Here is a 15630-nt window from a genome sequence, read left to right on the forward strand (position 1 = left end):
AGTGGGGGACATGGACGGACGTGCGGTGCTCGTCTGTACGGAGTACGAGGACGCGACCGCCGATCTGGTCATCGCGGAGTTGAACCGACGACGAGTGCCCGTCCTCCGGTTCGACCCGGGACGCGACTTTCCGGGGTCAGCGGTGCTCGCCGCACGGCTCGGCGCGGACGGGTGGAACGGACGACTGACGGTCGGACAGCGCACGGTTGACCTGGCAGCGGTGCGTGCCCTCTATCACCGGCGGCCGAGCCCCTACCCGACCGGCGACGGCGAGCAGGCGGGCCGGTTCGCGGGGCAGGAGAACCGGCGCGGCCTGGGTGGCGTGCTGGGAGCGCTGTCGGGGTGCTCGTATGTGAGTCATCCGCAGGCCATCGCGCGGGCGGAGTACAAGCCCGTGCAGCTGGCAGCAGCACTCAAGGCCGGGTTCACCGTTCCTGCCACCCTGATCACCAACGACCCGGTGGAGGCCAAGGACTTCTGTGCCCAACAGGACACGATCTACAAGCCTTTGCATGCGGGGGCTTACTGGCTCGGCGACGAGCCTGCCGGTATCTGGGCCGCTCCGGTCGAGGCGGACGAGGTCGACGAAGACGTGGGCCACAGTGCGCACCTGTTCCAGGCGCGGGTGCCCAAGGCGGCCGATGCCCGGGTGGCCGTGGTCGGGGAGCAGGCCCTCTGTGCGCGGATCGTCGCTCCGCCAGGGGTCGTGGACTGGCGGGCCGAGTACCGGAATCTCCGTTACGAGGCGGTGTCCTGCCCGGACGCGGTGCGCGCGGCCCTGATCCGGTTCCTCGCCATCTTCGGGCTGAACTTTGGTGCCTTCGACTTCGCGTTGACCGCGGACGGCACATGGTGGTTCCTGGAGTGCAATCCCAATGGCCAGTGGGCGTGGCTCGAAGACGCGGCCGGCCTGCCGATCACGACCGCGGTCGTCGACCTTCTGGAGAACGGAGCGAGCCATGATGGCTGACACCGCGCTGTCGGAGCAGCTGCGAGTCGATCTCGCGCGGAGGCTGTCCGCGTCGGGTGCCCTGCGAGGACCGGAATGGAGAGCCGCCGTGCTGTCCGTGCCCCGCGAGGCGTTCCTCGCGCGAGGATGGTTCGAGTACGAGGATGGAGGCTGGTACCGGCCCGTGGCCCCGGTGGCCGGGGAACTCGCCGTCGGATCGGCACGGATCTACGAGGACGACACCCTCGTCACACAGGTGGCCGGGAGTGTCTTCCCCGATCAGGTGGAGGGACGCATCGCGGCGGCTCCGTCGTCGTCCTCCACCATGCCGAGTCTCGTCGTGCGGATGCTGGAAAACCTGCGGGCGGCGGAGGGGACGCGCGTCCTCGAGATCGGCACGGGCACGGGCACGGGCTATTCGACCGCTCTGCTCTCCCATGTCGTCGGCGAGGGCAACGTCACCACGGTCGAGGTCGACGCGGAGGTGTCGGCGCGTGCCGGTATTGCTCTCGCGGGCGCCGGTTACTGGCCTGCGTGCGTGACCGGGGACGGGCTGGCGGGGTACGAGCAGGGCCGCCCTTACGACCGCGTGATTGCCACGTGCGGCGTCCGTACCGTGCCCGGCGAGTGGCTGGCGCAGACTCGGCCCGGGGGTGAGGTCCTGGTCACCGTCGGCGGATGGATGCAGGCATCCGAACTCGTACGGCTCACGGTCGCCGACGACGGCACGGCGACCGGCCCGGTGCTCGGCGGACACGTCTCCTTCATGCTGGCCCGTCCTCACCTTCCGCCGCCGCTCGGGGTCCTGCCGAACCTGGACGACGGCGATGAGCGGCCCACGGAGTTGGGGGCGGACGTACTGGACGACTGGACGGCGCGGTTCGTGGCGCAGTTCGCGGTGCCGGGGGCACAGCGGTTCGTATGGGAGCGGGCCGGGCGGACCGAGCATGTCGTGATCGACGTGGCCGCCGAGGCATGGGCGGTCGTCTTCCACGACGGCGCGCGGTGGTTGGTCCGGCAGGGCGGCGCGGAGCGCGTGTGGGACCGGATCACCGAGCGGGTCACGCGGTGGCGGTCGGACGGGCTTCCGGCGGCGGACCGCATGCGGTTGAGTGTCGGTCCGACGGGACAACGACTCACCTGGGCGTGACGCGAGCGGTCTGCGCCATTGCCTGGCGTGCGGTGCGGTCAGCTGATGCTGATCTCGTAGCGGAGCTGTTGGCGGTGGGCGGGCATGACCATCTGGTCGGCCTGGATGGGGTGGCCTTCGGCGTCCAGCGTGACCCTGTTGATCCGGAGTACCGGTTCGGACGGGCCCAGGTGGAGGGCCGCGCGTTCGTCGGCGTCGGGCATACGGGCGGTCACATCCTCCCGCACGCGTACGCCGACGTGCCCGAGCCCGGCGAGGAGACGACGAGGAGGAGGTCCGCGACGTCGTCCGGGGCGGGCACCTCTCCGGCGTGGGCGATGCGCTGGGTGCCCTTGCCTCCGCGTGCGGCGCCTCTTCCGCCCAGGCATCGGACTGGCTCCTGCTCCGCGGACGCAGGTACGGCATCGAGGTGCTGACCCACATGCTGTCGCTCACGCCTTGGACGACAGAGCCGTGGGCGGCGCGCGTACCCTCGCTGCCTAGGCCCTCGTCCGTTCACGGCCGTGTGGTCGCCCCCCGCTCGCGTTCGGCTACGGGCAGGTGGCCAGGATGATGGAGATTGCTGTGCAGGTTGTCGAGGCCGTGTCGTTGGTGGGGTTGGGGTCCGTGGGGGACGAAGCCGTGCGGTGGGCTGTGACCTTGACCGGGCCCAGGGTCAGCAGGTGCAGGGGGACTCGGAACGTCTTGGGGGCGGAGGCGTTCGCGGGGATGGGGGCGTAGGCGCACGTCACCGTCGTGCCGGACGTCGTGCATCCGGGGGAGAGGTTGGTGGCCCTCGCGCCCGTCGGGAGCTTCGCCGTCACGGTCGCCGATGTGACGGCCGCCGGGCCCGTGTTGTGGGCCGTGAGCGTGTAGGTGAGGTACGGGACCAGGAGGCTCAGGTGCGGTTGGGCCGTCAGGTTGACGTCGATGTCCGCCTGCGCGGCCGGGGGTGCGGCGGTGAAGCCGATGCCGTACGGGCCCGTGAAGCCGCTGATGGTGTCGATGATCGTGTTCGTCCCGGGGTCGATGACCGAGACGGTGTCGTCCGAGAGGTTGGCGGCGTAGACGGCGGCGCCCGACGGGTCCGCCGCGACCCTGACCGGGCCGTCGCCGACCGCGACGGTCGCCGTCACCGCACGGGTCGCCGTGTCGATCACCTTCACGTCACCGCTGCTGCGGTCCGCGACGTACGCTCGGCCGCCCGACGGGGCGAATGTGACACTGTTCGGGGAGCCCCCGACCGGGATCGTCGCACTCACCGTGTTCGTTGCCGTGTCCAGCACCGACACCGAGTCGGAGTTGTTGTTCGTCACGTAGGCCGAGGCCCCGGACGGGCTGACCGCCACGCCGGCCGGGGCGGCCCCCACCGGGACCGTCGCCGTCACCGTGTTCGTCGCCGTGTCCACCACCGACACCGAGTTGCCGTTGTTGTTCGTGACGTAGGCGGACGTCCCGGAAGGGCTGATCGCCACGCCGTTCGGGGCCTCTCCGACCTGCACCGTGGCGGTCACGGTATTCGTCGCCGTGTCGATGACCGAGACCGTCGTCCCACCGCTGTTCGCCACGTACGCGCGAGAACCGGAAGGGGTCACCGCCACGTTCAGGGGGTTGCTGCCGACGGGGACGGTCGCCGTAACCGCGTTGGTGTCCGTGTCGATCGCCGAGACGGTGGCCTCGTCGAAGTTGGTGACGTACGCCCGCTCGTCGGCCGGGGCGACCGCCACGCCCACCGGGCTGTTGCCGACGGTGATCGTGTCGGTGACGGCGTGCGTGCTCGTGTCGACCACCGAGACCGTGTCGCCGTGGAAGTTGGCCACGTACGCCGACGCTCCTGCCGCGGCCTGCGCGGGCGGCGCGGGGAGCGCCACCACGCCCGTCAGGGCGAGAGCGCCACCGGCGGCCAGCACGGCGAGCCGCCGCAAACGTCTGGCGGGTCCGGAGGGTGTAGGTGTCATGGACTTCCCCCTTCAGCGGATGCGCACGAGCGACGCCCGGCGACGTGACCGGAATCTTCTCGCCCCCTCAACCACTCAGGAGCGGGAAATCCACTGTTGTCCGAATGCGGTCAGAAGGTGTCCATACGGCGGCTTGACACCATGACCCCAGGTACCCCCAGAGACTCCCGACCCGTCAGATATGGTGCCTATCGCAACTTTTGCCTGGGTTTTGGGGAGCGATTCGGCCGTGCATCCTGTGAGTGTCATGGTCGTCGACGATGACAAGCTGCTGCGATACGGCCTCCAGCGCATCCTGGAGAGCTCCGGGAGCATCACCGTCCCCACGGTGTGCGACGGCGCCGACGCCCTGGAACAGGCGGCGCTCCACCGGCCCGACGTCGCGCTCGTCGACATCCAGATGCCGGACCTCGACGGCCTGAGCGTCCTGCGCGGCCTGCGCCGCCTCGAGGCCCCGCCCGTGGTGGCCATGCTGACGGGGTTCGGGACGGACGGGAACGTGGCCGACGCGCTGGCCGCGGGCGCCGCGGGGTTCTTCCTCAAGGACGCCGCGGCCCGGGAACTCGTACCGGGCGTGCTGCTGCTCGCCGCGGGCGGGAGCGCGCTGTCCGCGCGGGTCATGCGCTCACTGCGCGCGGTGCCGGACCCCTCGCGCCGGGCGGCCTCCCCCAGCGCCCCGCTGCCCGTCGCGCTGACCGGCCGTGAGCGCGACGTACTGGACCTGCTCGCCACCGGGATGACCAATGCCCAGATCGCCGAGCGGCTGCTCCTGAGCCGTTCCACGGTGAAGGACCACGTCAGCTCGGTGCTCGCCAAACTCGGCGCGAGCAACCGGATCCAGGCCGCGGTACTGGCGCGCTCGGCGGGCTGACGTGAGGTTCCGACTCCCGCCCCGGGCGGTGGACGCCGGGGTCGTCGCGGTGGCCGCGGCAGAGCTGGTGACCGTCCCCGACGGAGTCGGGCCCGCGGTCACGGCCTCCTACCTGCTGGCCGTGGCGGCACTCGCCGTACGCCGACGGTGGCCCCTGCCGGTCGCGCTCGCCACGATCCCCGCGGCCGCGAGCGGCTACCTGTGGCTGGCGCCGATGTTCGCCCTGGGGACCACCGCTGCCGCCCTGCCCGGCCGTGCCCTGACCTACGGCTGCGCCACGGCGATGTTCCTGGCGGCCGCCGCCCCCTCCTCCCACGCCGAGGCGCGCGCGTGGAGCGCCCACGAGTGGGCCACGGCCGCGCTGGGTCCCGCGCTGTTCAGCGTCGGCCCGACCGTGCTGGGCAGGCTGGCCCGCACCCGGCGCGAGCTGGCCGAACGTCTGGTGGAGCTGAACGCGGTCCGGGAGCAGGAGCGCGCGCAGGCGGCCGAGCGCGCCATCGTCGCCGAACGGGCGCGGGTGGCCCGGGAGATGCACGACGTGGTCTCGCACCAGGTGAACCTGATCGCCATGGAGGCGGGCGTGCTCGCGCTGACTTCGCGGGACGACGAGGCCCGCGGGGCCGGGGAACGTATCGGGGAGCTGAGCAGCAGGACGCTCGACGAACTCCGGGACATGCTGGGGGTCCTGCGCGCCCCGGCCCCGGGAGGGCGGGCGGTAGGGGACGGCCGGGCGCCGCACGGCCCAGGGCGGGCGCCGGGGCTCGCCGATTTGCCGGCCCTCGTGGCGGCCAGCGGCGTTTTGGTGCACACCGAGTACCTCTTGGCGATGTCACCGCCGCCGTCGCCGGAGACGGAGCTCGCCGTCTTCCGGACCGTGCAGGAGTGCCTGACCAACGCGGCCAAGCACGCGCCCGGCAGCCCCGTCGGCGTCGTCGTCTCCGGCGGTGCGGCAGTCGGCACGCTGACGGTCGAGGTCACCAACGGCCCGGCGAGCGGCGGCGCGTGGTCCGCGCCACCGGAGCGCGGCCGCCGCACGTCGCCCGGCCACGGTCTGACCGGCCTGCGGGAACGGGCGGCCCTCCTGGGAGGTTCGGTGCGCACGGGTCGCACGGCCGACGGCGGCTTCACCGTCCGGGCCGAACTCCCCTTCCTCGACCCGCCCTCGGCCCGCCGCCCACCCCCGCCACCCGGCGGAGCGCTGGATTCCCCCCGCCACCTGTCTGAATGAACCGGACCAAAAGCCGATGTAGCTGGAAAAGGGGACATAAGGCGCTTGGGTGTGCCCCTTTGGGGGCGATACGTTCATGCCGCCCCGCCCAAGGTCTGGACCAAGGTCGCGGGAGGGGGCGTTCACATCAGTCATCCGGTGGCCGTGACCAGGCGGCCGGATCAGCTGTGCCCAGGGGGGAGCCGGGCGAGACCAAGGTTTCGCAGGCCGGGCATCGCCACGACTTCGCCCCTTCGCGCACTGACACCCAAGGGAGCATGCACAGATGAACAAGCGTACGCGCATCGGCGCCGCGACCGTTTCCGGACTCGTGGCCCTGTCCGTCGGCGTCACGGGCGTGTCGCAGGCCTTCGCGACCGACGCCACGGACCGCGGGTCCGTCCGCGCAGAGCAGGTCACCGAGGCCCAGATCGACGAGCTCGCCCACTACCTGGAGGCTCTCGACAAGGGGGAACACCTCGACGCCGACGGCAAGTTCGACTACGAGGCCACCAAGGCGAAGTTCGGCGCCGAACTCGCCGACGCGCTGAGCGTCTACTTTCCGGACGGTGAGCTGGACACCCCGGAGGGCGTGCAGCGCTCCTACGCGTCGTGCCTGATGGCCGCGGTCGGCCTCGGCGGCGTGCAGGGCGTCGTGGACAAGGTCAAGCACCACATCGAGAAGAAGAACTGGCGCAAGGTCGCCGAGATCGGCCTGAAGGAGGCGGCCAAGCGCGGCATCAAGATCGCGGGCAAGGGCGGCGTCGCGGGGATGGCCACCGCACTTGCGGTGGCTGCCATCGGCTGCATCTGGGCCGCCCCGCAGAAGCCCGGCGCGCAGGAGGGTCCGGAGGGCTTCACGCCAGTCTCCTTCGCGGGCCGCGACGCGGCGTCCTTCGCGCCGGCCGCCTGATGGTGACCTGACGAGCTGAGCAGGGGGGCGGGGGTTGACGGGCGATCCGTCAGTCCTCGCCCCTGCCTCCCTTTTCGCCGCCGCCCTCCACGATGGCGCGCAGATCGGCCAGATAGGCAGTGAACCGCTCGCGCCCGGAGTCGGAGAGGCGGACGTGGGTGACGGGAACACGCTTGATCCGCAGCTTGGCCACCTCCACCATCCCCTCCTTCTCCAGGATCGCGATCTGCCGGGAGAGTTCGGGCGTCGTCAGGTGCAGGCTGTCGCGCAGTTCGGCGAACGCGACGTGCTGGACCCGGTTGAGCACCGCGATGATGGCCAGCCGGTTCGGGGAGTGGATGAGGTTGGCCAGGGCCTCCCGGGGCGGCCTCGCCGCCGTGTCGTCGGTCACTTCTCACCGCCTCCAGCGCAGGAGGAAGTAGACCGCGGCCGCGGCGGTGGGCAGCGCGGCCGAGATCAAGTGGCCGGTGAGGGAGTCGGACCCCTCGCCGAAGATCAGCTCGGCGCCCGGCATGCAGAGGAAGACGACTCCGCAGAACCGGACGGCCATCTCCACCTTGGTGTGGGGGCGCCGCCTGGCCGCCCCGTCATGGTGTCCGTTCCAGGTGAGCAGGAGCAGCGTGGCCGCGACGAACACGGCGGCGCCCGCCACGGGGGGCAGGTCGCTCTCCAGGCTGACGACAAGGCCCCCGTACAGCGCCACGAGCGTGATGACGCCGGTGACGCGTTCGCCGACGGACGCGGGACGCGAGAGGTCGGGGGCGGAGTTGATCACCGCCAGCTGGTCGGCGGGGTCGGTGCGGGGCTCGTCGTGCATCATGCCTGCAACTTTTCCATCTACTTGCACAAAGCGCAACTGGTTGGCGTGATGCCAGGCGCGGCCTCGCGGGGCGGCGGTTCACACCCTCCGCGAGGCCACGCTCAGGTCAGGATCAACGCGCCAGGCTCGCCGCCAGCCGTGCCGCCCGGCGGACCCGCGAGCCCGCCTTCGCGCCCGCCTTGCGGGCCAGGGGGCGTATGACCTTCGATGTGACGCCCACCGGGGTCCAGCGGAGCTGGAGGCGGCCCGAGGCGCGGCCCTCCGGTTCCACCGTGACCTCGTGGGGGAGTACGCCGCCGCGGTAGTCGACGCGGGCCCTGAGCGTGGGGAACGTGAGGGGCGCCAGGAGCAGGGCCGTGTTGCGGAGTTGGCCCGATGTCAGCTGGAGGACCGGGTGGCGCGTGCCCGCGAAGCCGTTGAGGGGGAGCGGGGCCGCCGCCAGGTCCAGGCGGACCGTGCCCTCGAAGACGCCGGGGCGGACCGGGTCCAGGCGGAACGGTGTCTTCATGCGGCGCCGGCCGGGGGCGAGCAGGAGCGTGGCCACCTGGGGGCCCACGGGGAGGCGCAGGCCCGGGTCATAGGTGCGGACCGACAGGACGACCGTGGCCGCGGGGCCCCGCTCCACGCGCGTGATCTCGTGGCGGAACTGCGCGCTCGCGAAGGGGCGGGAGTCCAGGCCCAGGTCCGTGACGTCGAGCTCCGTGCGGGAGGCCGCGGACTCGGGGACGTACGGGCCCCAGTAGACGTGGCCCGCGGAGTCCATCGTCGTTTCGCGGGGTGCGACTCCGTGGCCCAGACCTCGCGCCGCCAGTTGCGCCTCCGCCAGGCGGCCGTCCTGTACGAGTCGGAGGACGACCCGTTCGGCCCGGGGCAGCCGTGCGTACGCTCCGGGGGCCAGCTCCGCCAGGTACGGGTTCACGATCTCCGCGAAGCCCGTCAGCCACTCCTCGTCCCGGAAGGGCAGGTCACCCGCGTACATCCGGAAGTCGTGCTTCAGGAACTTGTAGTCCTTCGCCTCCCGCACGGCCTCGTGCCCGCTCGAGACCAGGAACGCGTCTATGAGGCGCTGGACGTGGATGCGGTCGCGTACGTTCGTCAGCTTGTGGCGCTGGTTCGAGATCGACGCGGACTCCGCCGCCTCGTAGGGCGCGATGTACCAGCGGTAGACGGGGTCGGGGATGACCGTGAACGCCTTCGCGAGGCAGTACGCCTGCGCCGAGAACAGCTGGTCCTCGTAGTGGATGCCCTCCGGGAAGCGGAGGTCGTTCCGGTCCAGGAAGGACTTCCGGTACATCTTGCTCGTCGACAGGTGCTCGAAGAACAGGGCCGGTTCCGCCTCGATGCCCTCGACCGTGCGCCGCTCGGCGACCAGGTGCGGCATCCACGTGGAGGTGCGGCCCGTGTCGACCCGTACCCGCTCCACCGCCCCCATCACGAAGTCCACGTCCCGTTCGTGATGGGCGGCGAGAAGCAACTCCACCGCCCGTTCCGGCAGTTCGTCGTCGCTGTCCAGGAACATCAGGAACGGGGCGCGCGCGATCTCGAGGGCACGGTTGCGGGGCGCGCTGCAACCGCCGCTGTTCTCGGGCAGGCGGAGGTAGCTGACGCGGTCGTCCTCCGCTGCCAACTGCCGTGCCACCTCAGGAGTGTTGTCCGTCGAGTGGTCGTCGCTGATGATGACCTCGATGTTCGCGTGCGTCTGGCGGCGCAGCGAGGCGACGGCGCGCGGGAGGCGTTCCGCGTCGTTGTAGACGATCACCGTCACGGTGACGTCGGGAGTCGTGACCGTCACGTCCGGAGTCGCGGGTATCGGGGTCATCGGGTCGTCGCCTCCTCGGGCGTCGGTGCCGGGGTGCGCTCGTCGACCGGGGTGACGGGCGGCAGGGACTCCTCGCTCTCGCCGAGGAAGACACGGCGTACGACCCGTTCGGCCGCGCGCCCGTCGTCGTACTCGCAGAAGCGGTGCCGGAACGCGCGCCGCGCCTTCGCGGCCGACTCGTCGCGCCACGCGTCGGAGGTGAGCAGCGCCGTCAGCTCCTCCTGCGTGCGCGCCACCTTGCCCGGCGCCTCCGCCATCAGGTCGAAGTACACGCCGCGCGTCGTCGCGTACGTCTCCCAGTCGTCGGCGTAGATGACGATCGGGCGGTCGAGGTTGGCGTAGTCGAACATGATCGACGAGTAGTCCGTGATCAGCGCGTCCGCCGCGAGCGCGAGCTCCTCCACGGGGTCGTACGACGACACGTCGATGACCCGGCCGCTCTTGCGCAGGCCGGCCAGCGGGGACGCGGCGCCGCCGTAGAAGTAGTGGCCGCGCACGAGCAGGACGGTGTCCTCGCCGAGGCGGTCGGCGAGGGTCGCGAGGTCGAGGCGCGGGGTCCAGGCCGCCTCGTAGTCGCGGTGGGTGGGCGCGTACAGGATCGCCCGCTTGCCCGGCGCGATGCCCAGCTTCTCGCGGATCGCGCGGATGTCGGCGGCGGTCGCGCTGTAGTACACGTCGTTGCGCGGATAGCCGTAGTCCAGCGAGGTGTAGTGCGAGGGGTAGGCGCGCTCCCACATCTCCGTGGAGTGGCGATTGGAGGAGACGCTGTAGTCCCAGCGGTCGACGCGGGCCAGCAGGTCGTGGAAGTTGAGTCCCTTCGCAGCGGCCGGGTAGTCGAGCTGGTCGAGGCCCATGCGCTTCAGGGGCGTGCCGTGGTGCGTCTGGAGGTGGACCGCGTCCGGGCGCTTCACGATCGCGTTGGGGAAGTTGGCGTTGTTCACCAGGTACTTGGCGCGCGCCATCACCTCCCAATAGCGGCGCGTGCCGGGCACGACGTGGTCGGTGCCGGGCGGCAGCAGCGGTACGTTCGCCGCCGAGACGACCCACACCGCGTGGATGCGCGGGGCGAGTTCGGCGAGCTTCGCGGCGACCGCGGCCGGGTTGCAGGCCACACCGCGGTCCCAGTACGCCGTGAACACGGCGAGGTTCGGGTCGACGGGCCGCTCCAGCGCCCTGCGGTAGCGCAGGTCGCGGACCTTCACGCCCACCTTGTGCTTGCGCGAGACGACCGCCGACCGCAGCTTGCGCCGCTGTTGGTTAGCCGTCTGGAACGTGCGGTACTTCGTGTACGCGTCCTCCTCGAGGAGGCGGCGCCGCACGCCCTCCAGGCCGCCGGGGTGCTGGTGCCCCTCGGGGCGCCAGGCGACGGCGGCCTTCGACGCGCGGTGGAAGAACTCCCTGCGGACCGGGTCCGGCAGCTGCTCGCGGGCCACGACGCGCAGACAGTCGCCGACCATCACGTCGTAGAGCGCGGCGCGCGGCGCGGTGGGCAGGCCGCGGTCGGCGGCGAGGCCCAGCAGTGACTCGTAGCGCCCGATGACGCCGAACCGTTCCTCGGGCGCTCCCTTCGGAAGGCTCTCGGCACGCAACTCCCGTACGTTCAGCGCCACTTGGTCGAGCGTCGCGACGCGGTCGGCGAGGAGCAGCGCGGCGTACGCGGCGAACGTCTCGTCGTCCACCGCCAGTTCGGCGCGGTGCGCACGCCAGAAGTCGGCGCGCAGCACGCGGTTGCCGAGCAGAGGGGTGACCTTCAGGAGGTTCGGGCAGTCCGCGAGCGGCAGGTCGCGGCGGCCCTGCTTGGCGAGGTGCTTGCCGTCGGGGCTCGGCATGCCCTGGTGCCGCCAGGTGGAGCGGACGTGGTCGACGCACAGGACGTCCACGCCGTCCGGCAGGTCCGCGGCGCGGTCGGCGACGGCACGCGGGGCGCCCGTCGGCACGCTGTCCTTGCTGTGCACGAAGTGCAGCCAGCGGCCGCCCGCCCGCTCGGCGCCCGCGGTGCGGGCATCGCCGTCGCCCGTGTCCTCGGGCAGCGGGACGACGGTGACGCCCGGCCGGTCCGCGGCGGCGGCCTGCGCGGAGGCGCCGACCGCGGCGACGATCACCTCGACGCCGGGCGACGCCTGCGCGGCGAGAGCGTCCAGACAGGCGCCGAGGTGACCCTGGACGTTGCGGCCGTGGACGACGACGCTCAGCTCGGGTCCTGCGCTCTCACCCTGCGCCGGTCCTGTCTCTCCACCCTGCTCGGGCACGGCGGTGCCCCCCTTCCGTGTGCTCATGCGGTGGTCGCCCCCCGGTGGGCGAGCATCCGGTCGACGACGCGGGCCGCGGCCCCGCCGTCGTCCAGGTCGCAGAACTCGGCGCGGAACGCGTCGTACGCGTCGGCGTACGGCGCACTCGTCGCGTCGAGGTCCTTCAGCGCGGCGATCAGCTCGTCGGAGGTGGGGACCAGCGGTCCCGGCGCGCGCTTCTCGAAGTCGAAGTAGAAGCCGCGCAGCCGGTCCCGGTAATGCTCCAGGTCGTACGTGAAGAACAGCATCGGACGCCCCGTCACCGCGAAGTCGAACATCACCGAGGAGTAGTCGGTGACGAGGACGTCGGCGATCAGGAGCAGATCCATGATGTCCGGGTAACTCGCGACGTCCCACACGAAACCGTCGCCCGCGCCCGGCACCGGCTCCACGATGTGCGCGTGCGGCCGGACGAGGAGGACGTGGTCGTCGCCCAGCTCGGCCCGCGCCTTCGCCAGGTCGACGCGCAGGTCGAGCAGGAAGCCCCCGCGGTGGCGCTGCTTGTCCTCGCGCCACGTCGGCGCGTACAGGACGACCTTCTTGCCCTCGGGCAGGCCGAGCGCGCGCCGCACCTTGTCGGCGCGCTTGGCCCGGTCGGGGGCGAGCAGCACGTCGTTGCGGGGGTAGCCGGCCTCCAGGAGCTCACCGCCCACGTCGCCGCCGAACCGGAACGCGCTGCGCATGATCGGGGTGCTGAACTTGTTCGGGGAGAGCAGCATCGTCCACTGGTGGCGCTCGCGGTCCAGGTCCTGGAGGTACTGGGTGCTCGCGAAGTGGTCGTTGTCGAAGTCGAACCCGATGCGCTTCAGCGGGGTGCCGTGCCAGGTCTGGACGATCTGCTGGCCCTCGCGCCGCTCCAGCCAGCGGGGGAAGTGCGTGTTGCCGACGATGTAGCGGGAACGGGCCATCGCCTCGTAGTACTCGGGGCTGTGCACGCGGACGGCCTTCGCGGTGGGCGGGACGTCGCACTGGCCGTCCTTGACGACCCACAGGTGGTCGACGGGCAGGGCGCGGCGGACCATCTCCTCGTGGATGGCGCGCGGCGAGTCGCCGTACATGCGGCCGCCGAAGACGTCGTACAGGACGGCCTCGCGCAGCGGCTCGTGGCGGGCGGCCGGGTAGGCCTCCGTGCGCAGGCGCGTCTGGCGGTGGCGGCTGCGTTCCTCGGGGCGCAGTTCGGAGTGGGCCATCAGGGCGAGCTGGTCGTACTGGCGGGCCTGCAGCTCGACGCGCTTGCCGTGCGCCTTCACCTCCAGGGGGAGGTCGCCGTGGACGGGCGGGGCGAGCTGGACGGCGGTGCGGGAGCCGTCCGGCTTCTGGACCGAGGGCCACCAGAATCCCGCTCGGAGCGGGGTCTCTCCTGCGTGGCGGTGGGTGGGGGCGGGTACGAAGCGCGCCTCGAACCGGCCGTCCTCCGCCTTCGCCGGGAACGTGTACTCGTGGCCCGACCAGGTCTGGCGGAGCACGAGCTCCAGGGCGTGCTCACCCCGCGCGGGGTAGCTGCCGGTGAGCTCGACGCTTCCGTCCGGGTGGACGGAGACGTGGTCGACCAGGGGCTGGACGGGCTGGTCGCAGAGCTGGAGGTAACCGCCGGGGCTGCGGCGGGCGTAGACGGTACGGGCGGTGTCCGCCTGCGCGAACTGGGCGCCCGAGAAGCCTTCCCTGTCGTCCAGGATGAGGGCGAGACGGGTCGTCTTGACCGGAGCCTCGGTCGCGTCACCCTGCACCGTGGGCTGTGCCCACCCGTGCCGCCCTGCGGCACGCCTGCCCACAGCGGAAGCGGCTGCGGCCTGGTCGTTTGCGGTCGTCGGGGTGATCTCCACCGACATGTCCCAGCGGGCTATCGAGCGTTCCGCCTGGGTGGGGCGGAGGCGTTCGTGGTTGACGCGGACGTCCGTCAGGGCCGCCGTGTCGAGGTGGGCCGTGAAGGGGACGCGGCCCTCGCGCGGGGCGCCGAGGTCCAGGGGGGCCGTCAGGATCGTGCCGGACTCGCGCATGCGCAGGCGCAGGCAGGCCGTGCCCTCGGGGGCCGTGCGCAGGATGCCGCGGACGACGAGGTGGGGGCCCTCCGCGCGGACCTCCAGGGCGCGCGCGTGCGCCGTCTCCACGCGGATCGCCAGCTCACCGTCCTGGATCTGCGGGGCCACCCGCACGTCCTCGGTCACCCAGTGCGCGGGCGGCGTCTGCCCGGACCCCGTGCCGGCCCCGTACAGCGGACCGCGCCGCGGCGTCGACCCCGTGCCGGCCACGGCGACCCGCACGTACCAGACGCCGTCCACCCACGTGCCGCGGTGCCGCAGCCGCGACGGGTTCACCAGCGCGCCGAAGCCCGCCCAGTCGGCGTGCCGGAACTCGGCTCCGGAGGCCACCGTCGCCTCCGGGTCGAGGTGGCTGCGCGCGGGCACCAGGACCGTGCGGCGGCTGCCCTTCTCCTTCAGGATGAGCGACTTCAGCGCCTTGCTCCGCGACTCGGCGCCGAGCTGGCGCGCGAACGCCCAGCCGGACAGCCACAGCTTGCCGTCGTGCCAGGCGGCCTCGTCGAGGCGGCTGCGCAGGCGCAGCTCCTGGTCGAGGCGGAGGACGGCGTCCGGGACGGGGGCGGCCGGGTCGAGGAAGGGATAGTCGGCCTTGGGGTGCAGCGTGCCGGAGACGGGGATCGAGCCGGGGTGCTCCTTCTCGAACTCCAGCAGGGCGATCAGCTCGTCCATGCGCCGGTGCACGGTCAGGTACAGCTTCAGCTTGTGCGGCACGTGCAGCGCGCGCACCGCGTCCTGCCCGATCTCGCGGACCAGGCGGCCCACGTGCTCCAGGAACGCTTCCTGGTAGGCGGCGTCCGAGCCGGGGAGCACCTTCCAGAAGAGGGGGATCTCCTCGGCGAGCGCGTTGTTGTCGTACACCTTCAGGTGCTCGGCGTACATCGGGTCGTCGCCGACGCGGGCGAGCATGAACTCGCGGACCATGCGGATCGACTTCACGCGGTCGACCAGGCCCTGCGGGTTGGTGCGGTTCTGCGTGATGGACCGTTCGCCGATCTCACGCTCGCGCCAGTTGTAGATCGGCTCGCTCAGGACGTCCACGGACTCGGCGAGGTAGTGCGCGGGGACGCTGACGGGCGCGTCCTCGTAGAGCATGGCTTCCGGGTACGCGAACGAGTGCCGTTCCCAGAAGGTGCGGCGGTAGACCTTGTTCCACGCGGTGCGGTCGGTGAGCAGCGGCCGGAACTTCGACACGTGGGTGCGGAGCCGGGTCGCGGCGAAGGGCACGCGGTGGACGGGCGACTGGACGTGGCCCGCGGAGCGGAACCGGGTCACGTTGCCCGCCGCGAAGTCCGAGCCCGTCTCGTCGAGCGTCTCGATCAGCAGCGCGTACGCCGTGGCGGGCAGCGTGTCGTCGCTGTCCACGAACGCGAGGTACTCGCTGTCGGGGGACATCTCCCGTACGCCCGTGTTGCGCGCCGCCCCCAGGCCCTTGTTCTCCTGGGATATCAGGCGGAACCGCGGATCCGCCGCCGCGAAGGCCTCGGCGATGGCGGCGCTGCCGTCCGTCGACCCGTCGTCGACCATGATCACTTCGAAGTCCTGGAACGTCTGGGCGGCCAGGGACTCCAGGCACTCGTCGAGGTAGAGCTCGACGTTGTAGACGGGGACGACAACACTCAGCCGTGGCTGCACGCGTA

Annotated in this window: 11 protein-coding genes and 1 pseudogene; 5 read left to right on the top strand and 7 right to left on the bottom strand. The window is 71.8% G+C overall.

Annotated features, from left to right (window positions below):
* Positions 1-10: 10 nt before the first annotated feature.
* Positions 11-970, top strand: a complete 960-nt coding sequence (tgmB, locus tag AC07DO_RS00160; protein ID WP_479055966.1) for an ATP-grasp ribosomal peptide maturase — start codon at positions 11-13, stop codon at positions 968-970.
* Positions 960-2099, top strand: a complete 1140-nt coding sequence (gene tgmC, locus AC07DO_RS00165; protein WP_479055968.1) for an ATP-grasp peptide maturase system methyltransferase — start codon at positions 960-962, stop codon at positions 2097-2099. The genes tgmB and tgmC overlap by 11 nt, the downstream gene beginning before the upstream one ends.
* Positions 2100-2137: 38 nt before the next feature.
* On the opposite strand, the pseudogene AC07DO_RS00170 reads toward tgmC, so the two are convergent.
* A pseudogene (locus AC07DO_RS00170) lies at positions 2138-2534 on the bottom strand (UTRA domain-containing protein).
* A gap of 95 nt (positions 2535-2629) precedes the next feature.
* Positions 2630-4036, bottom strand: a complete 1407-nt coding sequence (locus AC07DO_RS00175) for a beta-propeller fold lactonase family protein (protein WP_479055969.1) — start codon at positions 4034-4036, stop codon at positions 2630-2632.
* A gap of 247 nt (positions 4037-4283) precedes the next feature.
* On the opposite strand from AC07DO_RS00175, the gene AC07DO_RS00180 reads away from it, so the two are divergent.
* The 3 genes from AC07DO_RS00180 (at position 4284) to AC07DO_RS00190 (ending at position 7027) form a co-directional block, all read left to right on the top strand.
* On the top strand, positions 4284-4907 hold the full coding sequence (locus AC07DO_RS00180; protein WP_479055971.1) for a response regulator: 624 nt from the start codon (positions 4284-4286) through the stop codon (positions 4905-4907).
* A gap of 1 nt (position 4908) precedes the next feature.
* Positions 4909-6135 carry a sensor histidine kinase gene (locus tag AC07DO_RS00185; protein WP_479055972.1) on the top strand — a complete coding sequence of 409 codons (1227 nt, stop codon included), beginning with the start codon at positions 4909-4911 and terminating at the stop codon, positions 6133-6135.
* Between the two features lie 265 nt (positions 6136-6400).
* The gene (locus tag AC07DO_RS00190) at positions 6401-7027 is read left to right on the top strand and encodes a hypothetical protein (RefSeq protein WP_479055973.1); all 627 of its coding nucleotides are present in this window, start codon (positions 6401-6403) and stop codon (positions 7025-7027) included.
* 49 nt (positions 7028-7076) lie between these two features.
* Here AC07DO_RS00190 and AC07DO_RS00195 read toward each other — a convergent pair whose 3' ends face one another.
* The 5 genes from AC07DO_RS00195 to AC07DO_RS00215 all read right to left on the bottom strand — a co-directional run bounded on the left by AC07DO_RS00195 (position 7077) and on the right by AC07DO_RS00215 (position 15625).
* On the bottom strand, positions 7077-7418 hold the full coding sequence (locus AC07DO_RS00195; RefSeq protein WP_479055974.1) for a transcriptional regulator: 342 nt from the start codon (positions 7416-7418) through the stop codon (positions 7077-7079).
* Between the two features lie 3 nt (positions 7419-7421).
* Complete coding sequence (locus AC07DO_RS00200; protein WP_479055975.1) at positions 7422-7847, bottom strand: hypothetical protein; 426 nt, start codon at positions 7845-7847, stop codon at positions 7422-7424.
* 112 nt (positions 7848-7959) lie between these two features.
* On the bottom strand, positions 7960-9666 hold the full coding sequence (locus tag AC07DO_RS00205; RefSeq protein WP_479055976.1) for a glycosyltransferase family 2 protein: 1707 nt from the start codon (positions 9664-9666) through the stop codon (positions 7960-7962).
* Positions 9663-11942 carry a CDP-glycerol glycerophosphotransferase family protein gene (locus AC07DO_RS00210; RefSeq protein WP_479055978.1) on the bottom strand — a complete coding sequence of 760 codons (2280 nt, stop codon included), beginning with the start codon at positions 11940-11942 and terminating at the stop codon, positions 9663-9665. The genes AC07DO_RS00205 and AC07DO_RS00210 overlap by 4 nt, the downstream gene beginning before the upstream one ends.
* Entirely contained in the window at positions 11939-15625 is a 3687-nt protein-coding gene (locus tag AC07DO_RS00215; RefSeq protein ID WP_479055980.1) for a bifunctional glycosyltransferase/CDP-glycerol:glycerophosphate glycerophosphotransferase, read from the bottom strand. The genes AC07DO_RS00210 and AC07DO_RS00215 overlap by 4 nt, the downstream gene beginning before the upstream one ends.
* Between the last annotated feature and the right edge of the window lie 5 nt (positions 15626-15630).

Source organism: Streptomyces sp. NPDC045678, from assembly GCF_056432085.1.

Bases quoted from the DNA above. Each gene is read 5' to 3' on its own strand.
- tgmB (WP_479055966.1), top strand. From the start codon at position 11: ATGGACGGACGTGCGGTGCTCGTCTGTACGGAGTACGAGGACGCGACC.
- tgmC (WP_479055968.1), top strand. From the start codon at position 960: ATGATGGCTGACACCGCGCTGTCGGAGCAGCTGCGAGTCGATCTCGCG.
- AC07DO_RS00175 (WP_479055969.1), bottom strand. From the start codon at position 4,036: ATGACACCTACACCCTCCGGACCCGCCAGACGTTTGCGGCGGCTCGCC.
- AC07DO_RS00180 (WP_479055971.1), top strand. From the start codon at position 4,284: ATGGTCGTCGACGATGACAAGCTGCTGCGATACGGCCTCCAGCGCATC.
- AC07DO_RS00190 (WP_479055973.1), top strand. From the start codon at position 6,401: ATGAACAAGCGTACGCGCATCGGCGCCGCGACCGTTTCCGGACTCGTG.
- AC07DO_RS00200 (WP_479055975.1), bottom strand. From the start codon at position 7,847: ATGATGCACGACGAGCCCCGCACCGACCCCGCCGACCAGCTGGCGGTG.
- AC07DO_RS00205 (WP_479055976.1), bottom strand. From the start codon at position 9,666: ATGACCCCGATACCCGCGACTCCGGACGTGACGGTCACGACTCCCGAC.
- AC07DO_RS00210 (WP_479055978.1), bottom strand. From the start codon at position 11,942: ATGAGCACACGGAAGGGGGGCACCGCCGTGCCCGAGCAGGGTGGAGAG.